The organism is Streptomyces sp. LUP47B (genome assembly GCF_001746295.1).
Lineage (GTDB): Bacteria > Actinomycetota > Actinomycetes > Streptomycetales > Streptomycetaceae > Streptomyces.
Window position 1 is genome coordinate 328,655 of sequence record NZ_MJAH01000008.1, and the last position, 15,444, is coordinate 344,098.

The 15,444-nt window shown below is 70.5% G+C and carries 11 protein-coding genes; 5 read left to right on the plus strand and 6 right to left on the minus strand.

The window, feature by feature from the left end; translation table 11 throughout:
* Nucleotides 1–69 precede the first annotated feature (69 nt).
* Both BFN33_RS25835 and BFN33_RS25840 read right to left on the minus strand, forming a co-directional pair.
* The gene (locus tag BFN33_RS25835) at nucleotides 70–3,021 is read right to left on the minus strand and encodes a TIM-barrel domain-containing protein (RefSeq protein WP_370743319.1); all 2,952 of its coding nucleotides are present in this window, start codon (nucleotides 3,019–3,021) and stop codon (nucleotides 70–72) included.
* A gap of 421 nt (nucleotides 3,022–3,442) precedes the next feature.
* Entirely contained in the window at nucleotides 3,443–4,342 is a 900-nt protein-coding gene (locus BFN33_RS25840) for an SIS domain-containing protein (protein ID WP_069762537.1), read from the minus strand.
* 173 nt (nucleotides 4,343–4,515) lie between these two features.
* On the opposite strand from BFN33_RS25840, the gene BFN33_RS25845 reads away from it, so the two are divergent.
* The 3 genes from BFN33_RS25845 to BFN33_RS25855 are packed head-to-tail and all read left to right on the plus strand — an operon-like array spanning nucleotide 4,516 to nucleotide 7,651.
* A complete protein-coding gene (locus BFN33_RS25845) occupies nucleotides 4,516–5,796 on the plus strand; it encodes an extracellular solute-binding protein (RefSeq protein WP_088245394.1) in 1,281 nt (426 codons plus the stop codon).
* 5 nt (nucleotides 5,797–5,801) lie between these two features.
* Nucleotides 5,802–6,767 (plus strand): carbohydrate ABC transporter permease, encoded by a 966-nt coding sequence (locus BFN33_RS25850; protein ID WP_256122873.1) that lies wholly within the window; start codon nucleotides 5,802–5,804, stop codon nucleotides 6,765–6,767.
* A gap of 56 nt (nucleotides 6,768–6,823) precedes the next feature.
* Nucleotides 6,824–7,651, plus strand: a complete 828-nt coding sequence (locus BFN33_RS25855) for a carbohydrate ABC transporter permease (protein ID WP_079141015.1) — start codon at nucleotides 6,824–6,826, stop codon at nucleotides 7,649–7,651.
* Nucleotides 7,652–7,725: 74 nt separating this feature from the next.
* On the opposite strand, the gene BFN33_RS25860 is transcribed toward BFN33_RS25855, so the two are convergent.
* A complete protein-coding gene (locus BFN33_RS25860) occupies nucleotides 7,726–8,514 on the minus strand; it encodes a DeoR/GlpR family DNA-binding transcription regulator (RefSeq protein WP_069762539.1) in 789 nt (262 codons plus the stop codon).
* A 151-nt stretch (nucleotides 8,515–8,665) separates the two neighbouring features.
* Between BFN33_RS25860 and BFN33_RS25865 the strand changes: the two genes are divergently transcribed.
* Nucleotides 8,666–9,520, plus strand: a complete 855-nt coding sequence (locus tag BFN33_RS25865) for a class II fructose-bisphosphate aldolase (RefSeq protein WP_069762540.1) — start codon at nucleotides 8,666–8,668, stop codon at nucleotides 9,518–9,520.
* Between the two features lie 58 nt (nucleotides 9,521–9,578).
* Here the strand turns inward: BFN33_RS25865 and BFN33_RS25870 are convergent, their stop codons facing one another.
* Nucleotides 9,579–10,721, minus strand: coding sequence for a glycosyl hydrolase (locus BFN33_RS25870; protein ID WP_069762541.1), 1,143 nt, complete (start codon nucleotides 10,719–10,721; stop codon nucleotides 9,579–9,581).
* Between the two features lie 228 nt (nucleotides 10,722–10,949).
* On the opposite strand from BFN33_RS25870, the gene BFN33_RS25875 reads away from it, so the two are divergent.
* Complete coding sequence (locus BFN33_RS25875) at nucleotides 10,950–11,537, plus strand: hypothetical protein (protein ID WP_069762542.1); 588 nt, start codon at nucleotides 10,950–10,952, stop codon at nucleotides 11,535–11,537.
* 56 nt (nucleotides 11,538–11,593) lie between these two features.
* Here the strand turns inward: BFN33_RS25875 and BFN33_RS25880 are convergent, their stop codons facing one another.
* Together BFN33_RS25880 and BFN33_RS25885 are read right to left on the minus strand one after the other, a co-directional pair.
* The gene (locus BFN33_RS25880) at nucleotides 11,594–13,615 is read right to left on the minus strand and encodes a HEAT repeat domain-containing protein (RefSeq protein ID WP_069762543.1); all 2,022 of its coding nucleotides are present in this window, start codon (nucleotides 13,613–13,615) and stop codon (nucleotides 11,594–11,596) included.
* A 109-nt stretch (nucleotides 13,616–13,724) separates the two neighbouring features.
* Complete coding sequence (locus tag BFN33_RS25885) at nucleotides 13,725–15,380, minus strand: DNA alkylation response protein (RefSeq protein ID WP_370743320.1); 1,656 nt, start codon at nucleotides 15,378–15,380, stop codon at nucleotides 13,725–13,727.
* Nucleotides 15,381–15,444 lie beyond the last annotated feature (64 nt).

Below are 15,444 nucleotides of genomic sequence, written 5' to 3' on the forward strand. Positions count from 1 at the left end.
GATGGCCCCCGGCAGGCCCTCAGGGGGAGGAGGGGCCTGCCGGGAAGCCGGGAGGGTGATGCCGGCGGATCAGGAGGTGACGGTGAATCCGCTGAAGACGGCTTCGATGTCCTCGCCGGGGTAGTTGACGTTGGCCGCACTGGCGACCATCCCGGCGTCTTCGGTGCCTGCGGCCGACGGCACCTCGGCGGTGCCGACCTGCGACCAGGTCTGGCCGTCCTTGCTGGCGTACCCGGTGTAGGTGGTGCCGTCCCGGGTCAGCTTGAGATACGCCGGGTGGTAGCTGGAGTTGCCGCCCGCCCAGGTGTCGAGCTTCCCGTCGCCGTTGCTGTCGGTCATGAACTCCAGGCCGTAGCTCTGGGTCATGACCAGCACCGCGTAACCGCCCTTCTCGGGTGCGGTCAGGTCGTTGGCGAGGGCGACGCCTGCCTTGCCGACCGGTGAGGCGCTGTTCTGGGACACCAACTGGGCCTGCACTGTCGCCTTTTCGCCCGCCACGTCGTCGCGGTAGATGACGCCCTTCTCGTCCTTCCAACCGGACAGGTCCTGGCCGCCCGCCCAGATGGCGAACTGGTCGCCGGCCTGGGCGTATTGGGGATCCTCGGAGGTGGTGTCGGCCGTCAGGTACGGCGCCTGCACGCTGCTCGGGGCGGCCTTCACCTGTGCCTGCACGGTGTCCGACACCTTCGTCGAGCCGTTGTAGGTGGCGGTGCCGGTGAGGTCATGGCTGCCCCAACGGGCGTCCTCGGCCGGGGTGACCGTCCACGTGGTGGTGAGGGTGGCGCCGTTCTTGAGAGAGCTCGCGGTGGTCGGGCCGGTCGCCTTGGCGCTCCAGCCGTCGGGCAGGCCGAGGGCCGCCTTGACGTTCTTGATGGTCCCGGTGCTCCAGTTGGTCACGTCGGTGGTCACCTGGAACGGCTTGCCGGCGTCGGTGGCCGGGGCGTCCGGAGTGATCAGGACGGCGGCGGCCGGAGCGTCGTCGCGCTTGAGCGCCCTGATGGCCTTGTCCGCGCCCTTGGCCTTGAGATTGACGAAGGCCGGGGTGACGCCGAGCGGCGCCGCGTACCCCTTGAGGGTCTTGGGTCCGCGGATCACCGTGCCCTGGTTCACGTCGTACCAGGTGCCCGGCGGCAGATGAACGGACCGGGTGGCGCCGGTGCTCAGCTTCGGCGCGGCCAGCACGGCCGGGCCGAGCATCCACTCGTCGGCGACCGTGTAACTCGCCTCGTCCTTCGGGAAGTCGAAGAACAGCGGCCGCATGATCGGATCACCGGTCTTCAGAGTGCTCTGCACCTGGTCCCAGATGTAGGGGGCGAGCTTCTCGTGCGTCTTGATGGCCTGCCGGTAGAGGTCGACCGTCTCCTGGTCGTAGTCCACCTTCTGCCCAGTGGTGGTGTCGTTGGTGTCCACCGGCGAGGTCGACGCGTACATCAGTGGCATCAGTGAGGCGGACTGCGCCCACCGCACCAGTACGTCCTTCGTCGGTGCGGGCTGGCCGCCGGAGCCGCCGATCATGTCGGACTCGACGAACGGGTAGCCGATGGTGGAGATCGCCAGGTTCTGGGAGGCGGAGGCGCGCAGCGAGTCCCAGCCGGTGCCCTTGTCGACCTGGCGGGTGACGAAGCCGGCCTCGTGGGCCGTCTTGTTCCAGTGCACGCGGATACCGGCGCCCTGGAGGTCGAACTCGTCGGCGAGCTGCGTACCGAGCTTCTGGTAGTCCGTGACCTGTGAGCCCTCGCGGGGCGCGCACCTCTCGTCGAAGAAGCGCGTGTCGAACTTGAGCCCGTCGATGTCGTACGTGCCCATGAGGGACTTGAGGTTGCCCTCGTACCAGGCCTTGGCGTCGGGGTTGGCCAGGTCGATGATCCCCGCCTCGCCGTTCCACCAGGTCACGTCACACGGCTTGGTCTTGTCCTTGGCGTCCATGAGCAGATAGCCGTGGTCGACCGCGTACTGGTAGTTGGCGGAGTCCAGGTTGATCCACAGGGTGACCCAGACGCCGAAGTCGAACCCCATGTCGTGGATCTTCTTGGAGAGACCCTTGGGATCGGGGAAGGTCTTGGGATCCCAGGTCAGATTGCCGTAGTTCGACTCCCACTTGTCGTCGAGCTGGATGGTGTGCCCGTCCAGCCCGTTGTCGTGGAGGTCGGTGGCGTAGTCGAGCAGTTTCTCCTGGTCGACCTTGGTGTAGAACTGCGCCCAGGAATTCCACAGCGGCTTGGCGTACTGCTCGTACGGGGCATCGGACTTGGTGGGCTTGCCGACGATGCCGATGTAGTCGCGGTAGACCTCCAGCGGGGTCGACTCGACGAACACGGTGGCCTTGTAGGTGTCGGCCGACTCGACGACGAAGCTGCCGAGGCCGTCCTTGCCCTTGTTGAGCGCCACGTCCATGACATTTCCGGTGTCGACGCGCAGACCGGTCGACTTGGAGGTGTACCAGAACGGGTCGATCATGTGGTACGACGCCGGGCCGAAGGTCGGGTGGTCCACCTCACCGGCGTCCAGCGGCCAGGGCTGGTTGGTGCCGGGACCGCCCTGCGGGGTCTCCGCCTCGCCGTGGCCGTACCAGTGGCCGGCCGACGACAGGTCGTAGCTGAGGCCCAGTTTGCTCGGTGCGCCCCCTCGGACGTCCCAGTCGAGCTGGTAGCGGTCGGCGCCGGGCGTGATCCGGGCCTCCACCGTGGCGCCGTCGAGCGTGCTGTCGGCGGTGACGGTCAGGACGCCGTTCTTCCACGTCCAGTCGGTGACGCCGGTCGCGTGCTGCCACGTGCCGTCGGCCGTCGCGAAGCGCAGGGAGCCGGTGTCGCCGGAGGTGGTGGCGAGCACGGTCTTCCCGGCGCGGCGGGTGGTCAGGGCGAGTTCGTCTTTGGCCACGTCGAGGGTGTAGCCGGGGGTGTTGGCGGAGGCCGGCACGGAGACCGTGACGGCGTTCGCGGTGGCGGCCACCTTCGGTCCGCCCACGGTGGCGGTGGTGGGGTGGGCGGCGGCCGCGGCGGTGGAGCCGGTGAGGGGCGCCATCAGCATGGCGGCGGTCAGTGCGGCAGCGAGCAACAGGCCGCCGGGACTGCTCAATCGGGCGTGCACTCGTGTCCTCCTGTCGGACAGGACGGTGGCTCAGGAGCGGCGGTGCGTGGTGCCGGTGGCGTGCGGAGCGCACGGTCACGAAGAAGCGCGGTGCCCGCCGGGGCTGGTTCTGCTTGATTCTGCGTGCAGATGCAAGATTCGAAGCGATTTCGCACATGCTCTTGCGGGAATCGCCACCTGTCAACATGCGGGGCACGCGGCGTCCCAAGTGCCCCGAGGGCTGTCGTGGAGCGGCTGTTGTCCCTGGTGGCGGTCGGTCCCGGGACCCGCCGAGCGGCCTCGGCGGGCCCGGAAACCGTTCGTAACGGGCACGTAAATTCTGCGGGCCCCGGAGATCCTTCCGGGGGGCGCCAGGTCAGGCCAGGATCACGGAACGGGTCAGATGGCGCGGATTGTCCGGGTCCAGCCCGCGTGCCGAGGCGAGGGCGGAGGCCAGCCGGTGCACCACGACCAGATCCGCCAGCGGGTCCCGGCCGAGTGCCACCAACTGCCCGCCGGTCTCCGCGATTTCGTCGGCGAGACCGGACGGCAGGGTCGCCGGGTCCCCGAACCACCACGCCACCCGGCCGGGCGCGGTGACGCTGATCGGCCCGTGCCGGTACTCCATCACCGGGTACGCCTCGGTCCAGGCGCCCGCCGCCTCGCGCATCTTCAGCGCCGCCTCCTGGGCGATGCCGTACGCCCAGCCCTGCCCCAGGAAGGTGAACTGCTCGGCCTCCAGCACCCCGGCCGGCAGCGGTCCGTCCAGCGCCGAGTGCCCCTGCTGCGGCAGATGCACCAGGTCATCGCCCAAGTGGGCCCGCAGGAGCACCAGTTCCGTGGTGGCGAACCGGGTCTGCACGACCGAGGTCTCGTCGGCGAAGTCGAGCACGACGACGTCGTCCGCCGGCCCCGTCACAGGCGAGTGCGGCACCGCGGTCACCGCGGTGGTGCGGGTGTGTCCGCGCAGTCGGCCGAGCAGCTCCAGCACTTCGGTCGTGGTGCCGGACCGGGTCAGCGCGACCACCCGGTCGTAGGCCCGGCCGTCCGGCATCTCGGAGGCGGGGAAGGCATCGGTCTCGCCGTGGCCGCCCGACTCCCGCAGTGCCGCGTACGCCTGGGCGATGAACCAGGACGTCCCGCAGCCGACGACGGCCACCCGCTCGCCGGGCCGGGGGAGTGAGGCGGAGACGGGACCGTCGGGCCTCTGGGCCAGTGCCACGGCCTGCCGCCAGCAGTCGGGCTGGGTGGCGATCTCGATGTCGGTCTGACTCATCGGGGACTCCCCTCTCGGGCGCACGGCGTGACCGATACGTGATGCGACGGCCCTTGACAGCGTGCGCGTTTGATTGAGCATCATGTCGTTCGATGATTGATAGCACCAGTAATCGAGCATAAACAAGCAAGCGGGCGCGCAATCAGGCGAGCACGCTCTTGACCAAGCACGCCATGCGTGCGGAGAGGTACTCCGTGAAACGGCACCTCGCGGGCCTCGCCGGGGTCACGGCCCTGGCACTGGCCCTCACCGGCTGCGGCAAGGGCAGCTCCTCGGACAGCGGCGGATCCGACGGCAGGACGATCAGGTTCGTCGCGGCGAAGTACGACGACGACACCCAGGCCTACTGGACTGCGCTGATCAAGGACTTCGAAAAGGCGAACCCCGGCTACCGGGTGAACCTCGAAGTCGTCGACTGGGAGCAGATGGACTCCAAGGTCAAGACGTACGTCCAGACCAAGCAGGAACCGGACGTCCTCAACTACAACAAGTTCTCCGACTTCGCCCGGGACGGCCTGGTGTACAAGGCGCAGGACGTCGTCTCCCCCAAGGTGCTGGCCGACTTCCTCCCGCTGTTCCGGCAGAAGGCGCAGTACAAGGGGGCCCAGTACGGCCTGCCCTTCATCTCCAGCGCGCGCCTGTTCTTCTACAACAAGGACATCTTCGCCAAGGCGGGCATAGCCAAGCCGCCGGCCACCTGGGCCGAGGTCGAGGCCGACGCCAAGAAGATCAAGAAGGCCGGTTACATCGGCCTCGGGCTGCCCCTGGGCCCCGAGGAGGCGCAGGCCGAGTTCCAGATCTGGGCGATGAACAACGGCGGCGGCTGGACCGACGCCTCGGGCAAGTGGGCGATCGACCAGCAGGCCAACGTCGACACGCTCAGCTACCTGCGGAAACTGACGAAGGAAAAGGTCACCCAGCCCAACCCGGAGGCCACCAACCGCAAGGACGTCTTCAACCAGTTCGCCCAGGGCAAGATCGGCATGCTCAACGGGGCGGTCTTCATGCGGAAGGGTTTCATCGACCCGGTCGACGCGAAACTGAACTACGGCGTCGCGGCCCTGCCCAGCAAGGACGGCAGCACCCACAAGACGCTCGGCGTGCAGGACTACCTCGTCGCGTTCAAGAAGAGCGACGGGTCGAACAAGGCGGCGGTGAAGAAGTTCCTCGACTTCTTCTACCAGAAGGAGAACGCCGCCAAGTTCGTCTCCACCGAGGGGTTCCTGTCGGTCACCGAGTCGGCCGGTCAGGTGCTCAGCTCCGACAGCCAGAACGCCGCCTACTACAAGCCGTTCGTCGACGCCCTCTCCAGCGCCGAGTTCGCCCCCGCCGACGACCCGGCGTGGGCCGCGGTCGACGGTGCGGTGAAACAGCGCATCGGCACCGGGGTGGCGGGCGGCGACCCGGCGAAGGTCCTGGGCGAGATCCAGAAGACCGCGCAGAAGGGCGACTGACTTCGGTGGCCGTACACGATGTCACCGCAAGCGCCACCGGGGCCGAACACCCGGCCCCGGTGGCGCCGGCGCCGCCCCCGCCGCGCCGCCGTCGCAGGACATGGCGCGCGCTCGAGCCCCTGTTGTGGCTCGGGCCCGCGACCCTCCTCATCCTGACCATGGTCGTCTGGCCGATCATCGAGATGATCCGGACGTCCCTGACGAAGGTGAGCTCCACCGGACTGTCCGAGGGATTCGCCGGGCTTACCAACTACACCGACCTGTTCGCCGAGGGCGACCTGCCCGGAGTGCTGCTGCGCACCGTCGTGTGGGTCATCGGGGTCGTCGCCGTCACGATCCTGGTCTCGCTCTGCCTGGCCCAACTGCTCAACGCGAGCTTCCCCGGGCGCCGACTGGTGCGGTGGGCGATGATCGTGCCCTGGGCCTCGTCCGTGCTGATGACGGCGCTCATCTGGCGCTGGATGCTCAACAACTTCTACGGCGTGATCAACCGGCTGCTCATGGACATCGGGGTGCTCGACGCCCCCGTCAACTGGCTGGCCCATCCGGGGCAGGCACTGGCGGCGATGATGGGCGTCGCGGTGTTCGTCTCGCTGCCGTTCACCTCTTTCGTCCTGCTGGCCGGGGTGCAGAGCATCCCGGGCGAGGTTTATGAGGCGGCGCGGGTGGACGGTGCAGGCCCGGTCCGCGCCTACCTGAGCATCACCCTGCCGCTGCTGCGGCCCTCGCTGGTGGTCGCCGCGATCATCAACGTCATCAACGTGTTCAACTCGTTCCCCATCATCTGGGCCATGACGCGCGGCGGCCCCGGCTTCAGCACCGACACGACCACCACCTACCTGTACAAACTCGCCTTCGACAACCAGTCGGTGGGGGAGTCGGCGGCGATGGCCGTCGTCAACTTCGGGCTGGTCCTCGCCGTGGTGCTGGTCTATCTGCGCGTCGTCCGCCGACAGGAGGACACCGCGTGAGCAGAACCGCCGTCAGTCCCCGCACGTCTGCGCCGCGCAGGAGGCGGCCACGACCGATGAAACTGCGCACCGTCCTGCTCACCGCGGCCGGCTGGCTGGTGGCGCTCGCGTTTCTCGCGCCCTACGCGGAAATGCTGCTGACAGCGCTCAAACCGACGCCCGAACTGATGAAGTCCCCGCCGTCCTATCTGCCCTCGCACTGGCAGTGGTCGAACTTCACGCAGATCTGGTCGCTCACCGACCCGCGCGTCGGGGACGCGCTGCTGTTCTCGCTGTACGTCGCCGGCGCGTCGACGCTGCTCGCCCTGGCCGTCGGGCTGCCCGCCGCGTACTACACCGCACGGCACCGCTTCCGCGGGCGCGGCGCCTTCCTGATCCTCGTGCTCGTCACCCAGATGTTCGCGCCGACCGCGCTGCTGGTCGGCATCTACCGGGAGATGGTCAGCCTCGACCTGACCGACACCGCCGAGGGCCTCATCCTGGTGAACGCGGCGTTCAACCTGCCGTTCTGCGTGTGGATCCTCAACGCGTACTTCGCGAGCATCCCCAAGGAACTGGAGGAGGCGGCCTGGCTCGACGGCACCGGACGGTTCGGCGCCCTCACCCGTGTCATCCTGCCGCTCGCGATGCCCGGTGTGGTGACCGCGCTCGTCTACACCTTCATCGGAGCGTGGAACGAGTACGTGGTGGCGCTCACGGTCACCTCGTCCGGCAACCGGATGACGCTGACCAGGGCGATCCCCGGCTTTGTCACCTCGTACCACGAGCAGTGGCAGTACCTGTTCGCCACCTCGATCGTCGCGATCGTGCCCGTGGTGGTGCTGTTCGTCTTCGTGGAGCGCTACCTCGTCGCGGGCCTGACGGCGGGCGGCGTGCGCGGATGACCCCGGGATCCGCACCTCAGCCCGGGCCGTCGCCGGGGCCGTCGCGGAGGCCGGTGCGGGAGCGGCGAGCGGTGTCAGGCGCGGATGACCTCCACACCGGCCGCCTCGAACGACTCGGTGAGTTCGTCCGAGGCGGCCTTGTCGGTCACCAGGACGTCGATGTCCGTCACCGGGCAGATGCGGGCGAAGGCCCGCCGGTTCAGCTTGGAGGAGTCGGCGACCGCGACGACCTGCTGCGCCCGGCGGGCCAGCGCCCGGTTGATGCTGGCCTCGCCCTCGTGGTGGGCGGTCGCCCCGTGGGCCACGTCGATGGCGTCCACTCCGATGAAGACCTGGTCCAGCGCGATCTCCGCGAGCAGTTCGGTGGCCAGCGGTCCGATCAGCTCATAGGACGCGGGCCGGGCCACCCCGCCGGTCACCACGAGCTTGACGTGGCGCCGAACGACCAGCTCGTTGGCGATGTTCAGGGCGTTGGTCACCACGGTGACCGCCGTCTCCGCGCCGCCGGAACTCAGGTCGGCGCGGGTGGCCAGAGCCCGCGCCACCTCGGTGGTCGTGGTGCCGCCGTTCAGCCCGACCACGGCACCGGCCTTCACCAGCCCGGCGGCCGCGTCCGCGATCCGCTCCTTCTCCGGGGCCTTGCGCGCGGCCTTGTAGCGCAGCGGCAGATCATAGGCGATCGCGTTGATCACGGCACCGCCGTGCGTGCGGGTGACCATCTGCTGGCGGGCCAGCTCGTCGAGGTCGCGCCTGATGGTCGCGGCGGAGACGCTCAACTCCTCGGCAGCCGACTCGACTTCGATCCGCCCGTCGCGCGTCAGCATCTCCAGCAGCGCGCTCCACCGGGCCTGCGGTGCCGCCATGTCTCACAACTCCCTGTCGGTGTGTGCGCCGCGAAGTGCGCACCTCAATGAAACCACAGCGCATGATTGGGTGCTTTATGGCCGTCAAACAAGCAAAACCCTGCACTTACCGCACATTCATACCCATGCCTCTGCCGACAGGAGGCCGTCCGTGCCGCTGACTCCCACCGCCGACGTGGTGAGCTCCGCGTACCGCGACGGTCGGGCCGTCGGCGCGTTCAACGTGATCACCCTGGAACACGCCGAGGCCGTGGTCACCGGGGCGGAAGCCGCGGGCTACCCGGTCATCTGCCAGATCAGCGAGAACGCCGTCCGGTTCCACGGCAGTCGGCTCGCCCCGATAGCCCGCGCCACCGCGGCACTCGCCGAGGCGGCCGCCGTCCCCGTGGCGCTGCACCTCGACCACGTCACCGACGAAGCGCTGCTGCGCCGCGCCGCGGACTGCGGTTTCGGATCCGTCATGTTCGACGCGTCCGCGCTGCCGCACGCCCAGAACGTCGCCGTCACGCGCGCGGCGGCCCAGTGGGCGCACTCCCAGGGTCTGTGGCTGGAGGCGGAACTCGGCGAGATCGGCGGCAAGGACGGAGTGCACGCGCCTACGGCACGCACGGACCCCGACCAGGCGCGCGACTTCGTGTCCGCCACCGGGGTGGACGCACTGGCCGTCGCGGTCGGCAGTTCCCACGCGATGACCACACGCACCGCCCGGCTGGACCACGGTCTCATCGCCCGCCTCGCCAAGGCGGTCCACGTGCCGCTGGTACTGCACGGCTCGACGGGCGTGCCCGACGAAGAACTCCGGCAGGCGGTGGCGGCCGGCATGGTCAAGGTCAACATCGGTACGGCACTGAACGCCGCCTTCACCGGCGCGGTCCGCGACACACTCGCCGCGGCGCCCGCGGCCGTCGACCCCCGTCCTGCCCTCACCGAGGCGCGCCGGGCGATGGCCGATGCCGTGACCTCGGCGCTGCAGACCCTGTCGGGCGGGGGGAACGGGACGGGTTGACGGGTTCCGGTGCCGGGCGCGAGACGATTGCCGACGTCGAGAGTTCCGGACGTGCAGATCAAGCGACCACCGCCGCCCGCACACACAGCACGTCCGGCAGATGCGAGGCCAACTGCCGCCAGCTGTCGCCGTCGTCGGCCGAGGCGTACACCTCGCCGTTGCGGTTGCCGAAGTAGACACCGGCCGGGTCCGCGTCGTCCGTGCACATCGCGTCCCGCAGCACCGTGCCGTAGTGGTCGTCCTGCGGCAGGCCCGCCGTGAGCGGCTCCCAGCTCTTGCCCGCGTCCGCCGTGCGGAAGACCCGGCACCGGTGACCGGCCGGGACGCGGTCCGCGTCGGCGTTGATCGGGAAGACGTACGCCGTCTCACCGCGGTGCGGATGGGCGGCCACCGCGAAGCCGAAGGTGGACGGCAGCCCCTCGCCGATGTCCGTCCAGTGCGCCCCCGTGTCGTCGCTTCTGTACACACCCCAGTGGTTCTGGAGGTACAGCCGGTCCGGATCGGCCGCGTCCCGGGCCACCTTGTGCACACACTGGCCGAACTCAGGGTTCGGCTCGGGCAGGAACACCGCGGAGACACCGGAGTTGGATGGCTCCCAGCTCTCCCCGCCGTCCTTGGTGCGGAACACCCCGGCGGTGGAGACGGCCACCGTCACCGCGCGCGGATCCCGCTGGTCGGTCAGGACGGTGTGCAGGCCCTCACCGCCACCGCCGGGCACCCACTTCGAACGGGTCGGATGCTCCCACAGGGGACGGACGAGCTCGAAACTCTCCCCACGGTCCTCGGAGCGGTACAGCGCGGCCGGTTCCGTGCCCGCGTAGACCACGTCCGGCTCGGCCGCCGCCGGGTGCAGCTGCCAGACCCGCTCCAGGGAGGCCTCGGTGTCCTTCGGGAACTTCACCGCGGGCTGGGCCGGCTCCGTCCAGGTGCGGCCCAGGTCGTCGGAGTGGAACACGGAGGGGCCCCAGTGCGCGCTGTCACCGCCGGCCAGCAGCCGCGGACGCTCGCCCCGGGTGTCGATGGCGACCGAGTACACGGCCTGCGCGTTGAAATACGGGCTCTCGTCGAACTCCCAGGTGCCGCCGCGCCCGCGCCCGATGAACAGACCTTTGCGCGTCCCCACGGCAAGCAGCTTCTCAGTCATACCGATCACCTCCGTGACGTCTTTGTCCCAGACACCGGCCAGTCTGCACCCCGCCACTGACAGTCACCTCTGGAACGGCCTTCACCGCAGGTCAGGGCGGGGATGGTAACCGGCTGCGGCGATTGACGGACCGCTTTCGACCAGATGCCCGCAGCGGCGGGCGGCCGGTGGGACCTTCGTGACGGAGAACTCGCCGTGAGTCGTGAGCATCGAGGACGGCTGCCCCGTATGGGAGGTCGGTCCGGCATGTTCGTGCGCCCGTCGCTCATGAGGAGGATGCCTTCGATGGCGTTCCGTGGTCCCAAGGTCTGGCTGTGGCGCTGGCGGCGCAATCCGCTCCGACGCCGCGCCGACACCGTCGAGGCGTGGGTCGTACTCGGTGCCTGGCTGCTCACCGTGCTGGCCGGGGTGCTCGCCGGTCTGGGGGTGAGCCGGTCCGTCGAGCACCAGCTGGCGCAGGAGCGCGTCGAGTGGCGGCCCGTCGTGGCCCGTCTCGTCGACCAGGCGCCCGGCACGGCCGACCCGGGCACGTCGAGCGGTGAACGGGTATGGGGCAAGGTGGCCTGGAACGGGGCCGACGGCTCGGCCCACGAGGGCCAGGTCCGCGTCGATCCCGGCAGCACCCAGGGCACCCCGGTCACCGTCTGGACCGACGCCCGCGGCCGCCTGATGACCCAGCCCGCCACCGAGGGCCAGGCCCGGATCCGCGCCGCGATGATCGGCGTCCTGGTCGGCGTCAGCACCGCGGCCGTCCCCTTCGTGGGCGGTCGGGTGCTGCGCGGCCGGATGGAGCGCCGCCGCCTCGACCAGTGGAATACGGACTGGGCGTACTTCGGACCGTTGTGGGGCGGGAGGCGGGCCGACGGGAGGTGACACCGGCGGGCAGGGCCGCGTGGAGTGAACCCGCCGTGTGCGACCGCTCCGTGCGGCTACCCGCCCCTCAGAACTTCCCCGCAAGCCCGCACCAGCCGCTCGTCGTCCAGCACGTCATGGCTGCCGTGCCCACCGGACGGTGATGGCAGATGCCGTCGCCGGGCCGCCAGTTCCGTGTGAAGGAGATCGTGGAGGGGTGCGCCTGCCGGGCCCAGGGCGGCCAGGCAGGCGGTGATGGTCCGGCGGGTGGACGGATTCTCCGTCCACGCCGTCCGCAGGACCGGCGCGGCGAGCTCCCCGTCCCCGGAGATCCGCCAGACCGCACACCCGGCGGACACCCGCTCCCACAGATCCTCCGCCGTGACCAACCGCCGCAACCCCGGCAGCGCCGGCCGAGCCTCCGGCCCAAGCCGCACCAACGCCTCCGCGGCCGCCCGTCGTCGTGGCCTTCCGTCCGTCAACTCGCGGATCAACACGGGCAGTACGACCGACGCGTCCCCCTCGACGGACCACAGCGCCTCCGCCGCGACCGCCGCGCACTCCGTCCCCAGCAACTCACGCAGCACCGGTATGACCTCGGCGGCCGCCGCGTGCCCGAACGTGCCGAGAGCACGAACGGCCGACTCCACCACGGGATCCCGCAGCGGCAGCCCCATGGGCAGCCCCCGCAACAGCCGCAGCACCTCCGGTACGGCCTCCGTGTCGCCCAGCGCGGTGAGCGCCGACCACAGCGGTACGGCCCGTTCGAACGTCCCGGGGGAGTCCGGCACGACCTCGCCCAGCCGACGACGCAGTGCGGGCGCGAGCGGGGCCGCCCCCGTCCCCAGGTGTCCGATCACATGGCCCAGATCATCCGGTACGACAGGAGCGGCCAGCACCTGCGCCAGTACCGGTGTCGCCCGGGAATCCCCGCTCCTGGCAAGGGCCTTGAGCGGCCCGCCCAGTGTCGGCGCCCCGCGCTCCCGGCGCCGTACCCACAGGTCGGGCCGGGAGGCCACCAGGGCGGCCAGGTCGTCGGCGGCCGGTGCGGCCAGACCGAAGAGGCCCTCCAGGACGGACACCGCGGCATCGCGCAACCTGTCCTCCTCGGTGCCCAGTTGAGCACCGACCAGAGCGACCGGCTCGGTCCAGTCGGCACGCCACTCGCGGAACAGCCCCGCCGACATCCATACGGCGTTGCACCGGTCGACGGCGTCCGGACTGGTCAACTGCCCCTTGAGGAGGGCCGTCCGCTCGTCGAGCCGGTCACCGAGCCCGCGGTGCAGGGTCCGCAGCAACTGCGAGCCCTGCTCGTCAGAGGGACGCAGCCGCCGCAGCCGAGTCACGAGGGGATCGGAGTGGGGGCACCCGACGCCGGTCCGTCTGCCGGCCCGCCGCGCGGAGCGCTCCCGGAGCAGCCCGACGGCGACCGTCACCAGGTCGGGCGGAAGCCGGTCCGGAGCGCAGTCGGCGAGCTGACCGAGGGCGGCGAGCCGCAGCCCGGGGTCGTACGGTGCCGCGCTCCGCGCCGTCAGCAACTCCAGCGCCCCGGCGGCGTGCCCGGGGTGCCGCCGTACGAAGAGGCCCAGGCTCTCGGTGAGGGCGTGCAGGACCCGGTCGTCCCGCTCCAACGCGCAGCGCTCGCGCAACAGGCCCAGCACGCGGGCCGGTTCGTCCATGAACCGCACGAGGGCCTCCGGGGCGGCCCGGCGGACGGAGGGGTCGGCGTCCTCCGTCAGCCGGACGAACACGTCGGCTCCGGCGCGCACGCCGCCCCGCGCCCGCGCGCCCAGCCCGCTCCCGCCATCGTCCTCTCGTGCCGCGTCCTGCGCCCCGATGCTGACGAGGAGTTCGAGGATGCCGGCCCGGTCCTCGATCTCCCCGCTCGCCGCGAGCGCGAGCAGAAACGGAACGCAGGCCAGTGTCGAGTCGTACACCTCTCCCTGGTGGTGCAAGGCGCCGTACATTCCGTCGAGGGCCGTCTCCCGCTCGGCGGGATCCGCGGAGGCCAGCCCCCGCAGCAGCCCGGGCACGTCCTCCGCACTGCCGTACGCATGCCGCAGCGAGGCCCAGTCGACCTCGTCGATCCCCGTGAACACGTTGTCCTCCCCAGGCGAAGTACCAACTGATCGGAGTCTGCACCACGGGACTGACAACCCAAGCGGAATCGGCAGGTGACGGTGAGCGATCCGGACAGCGGGGGAGGGATCAGTTCCGGCCAGGCAGTGCTCGGTCGAGGACCGCGTCCACGTCCGCCGCGTCGGGCAGGGTGCCGAAGGAGTGTCCCCAGTCGCCACCGAGCCGTGTCGCGCAGAAGGCGTCGGCGACCGCGGACGGGGCGTGCCGGACGAGGAGGGACGCCTGGAGGGTGAGGGCCATGTGCTCCACCAGTCGGCGGGCGCCCGCCTCGGACGTCGTGGCCAACAGGTCCTTGAGCCGGGCGACGGCCGCGTCCAGGCGGGCGTCCGCCCCCTGGGCCAGGGCGAGTTCGCCGAACAGCGCCTGAGCGGTGTCCGGCGCACGGCGCAACGCCCGCAGGACGTCGAGGGCGTTGACGTTCCCGGACCCCTCCCAGATCGACAGCAGAGGTGCCTCCCGGTAGTGCCGGGGCATGCCCGAGTCCTCCACGTAGCCGTTGCCACCCAGGCATTCCAGGGCCTCCGCGGTGAAGGCCGGGCCCCGCTTGGTGACCCAGTACTTGCCGACTGCGGTGGCGATACGGCGGAACGCCTGCTCGCCGGCGTCTCCGCGCACCGCCCGGTCGGCGGCGCCCGCCAGCCGTAGCGTGAGGGCGGTGGCGGCCTCGGACTCCAGGGCCAGATCGGCCAGGACATTGCGCATCAGCGGCTGGTCCACCAGCCGGGCGCCGAACGCGCTGCGATGCCGAGCATGGTGTCCCGCCTCGACGAGCGTCCGGCGCATCAGGGTCGCCGACATCATCACGCAGTCCAGGCGCGTGCAGTTGACCATCTCGATGATCGTCTTGACGCCCTGTCCCTCGGGACCGACCAGCCAGGCGACCGTCCCGTCGAACTCGGGCTCGGAGGAGGCGTTCGACCGGTTGCCGAGCTTGTCCTTGAGGCGCTGGATGCGGAAGGTGTTGCGGCTGCCGTCCGGCAGGACGCGCGGGACGAGGAAGCACGACAGCCCGCCCGGCGCCTGCGCCAGCACCAGGAACACGTCGCACATCGGCGCCGACGTGAACCACTTGTGCCCGCGCAGCGTGTACACGCCCGACTCCGCGGTGGGCGACGCCGTCGTGGTGTTCGTGCGGACGTCGGAGCCGCCCTGCTTCTCGGTCATCCCCATGCCGGCGAGCAGACCGCGCTTCTCGGCCGGCACCCTCAGTTCCGGCTCGTACTCGCGGCCGGTCAGCAGGGGTTCGTAGACCTTCGCCAGCTCCGGCTCCTTGCGCAGCGCCGGGATCGCCGCGTACGTCATCGACGTGGGACAGCCGTGGCCCGCGTCCGTGTGCCCCCACACCAACCCGCCCGCCGTACGGGCGACATGGGCGCCGGGCCGGTCCTCGGACCACGGGGTGCCGGCCAGCCCCTCGGCGACGGCGGTCCTCATCAGGTGGTGCCAGCTCGGGTGGAAGTCGACCTCGTCGACGCGGTTGCCGTACCGGTCGTGGGTGCGCAGTACCGGCTCGTGCCGGTTGGCCTGATCCGCCCACTCCTGGGCCTCGGCGCTCCCGGCCCGCAGACCGAGCCGCCGGATGCCCTCCTCGGCCCAGCCGGCGCCCTCGCGGCGCAGCCCTTCCAGCAGGACGGGATCGTCGGAGGCGTCGTACGGGGCCAGCGGAGGCGGCTGGTTGGTGACGGCGTGGGTGGCGGCCTGTTCGGGCGCGGGTATGGAGACCATGGCCACCATGTTGCACTCCTGCTGCGACCGTAGCAATAGTGCAACAATGAGGGAGTCGTACAGT

Excerpts from the sequence above, each read along its gene's own strand:
- BFN33_RS25835 (WP_370743319.1), bottom strand. The coding sequence starts at position 3,021 with ATGGCGCCCCTCACCGGCTCCACCGCCGCGGCCGCCGCCCACCCCACC.
- BFN33_RS25875 (WP_069762542.1), top strand. The coding sequence starts at position 10,950 with ATGGCGTTCCGTGGTCCCAAGGTCTGGCTGTGGCGCTGGCGGCGCAAT.
- BFN33_RS25840 (WP_069762537.1), bottom strand. The coding sequence starts at position 4,342 with ATGAGTCAGACCGACATCGAGATCGCCACCCAGCCCGACTGCTGGCGG.
- BFN33_RS25885 (WP_370743320.1), bottom strand. The coding sequence starts at position 15,380 with ATGGTCTCCATACCCGCGCCCGAACAGGCCGCCACCCACGCCGTCACC.
- BFN33_RS25855 (WP_079141015.1), top strand. The coding sequence starts at position 6,824 with ATGAAACTGCGCACCGTCCTGCTCACCGCGGCCGGCTGGCTGGTGGCG.
- BFN33_RS25845 (WP_088245394.1), top strand. The coding sequence starts at position 4,516 with ATGCGTGCGGAGAGGTACTCCGTGAAACGGCACCTCGCGGGCCTCGCC.
- BFN33_RS25860 (WP_069762539.1), bottom strand. The coding sequence starts at position 8,514 with ATGGCGGCACCGCAGGCCCGGTGGAGCGCGCTGCTGGAGATGCTGACG.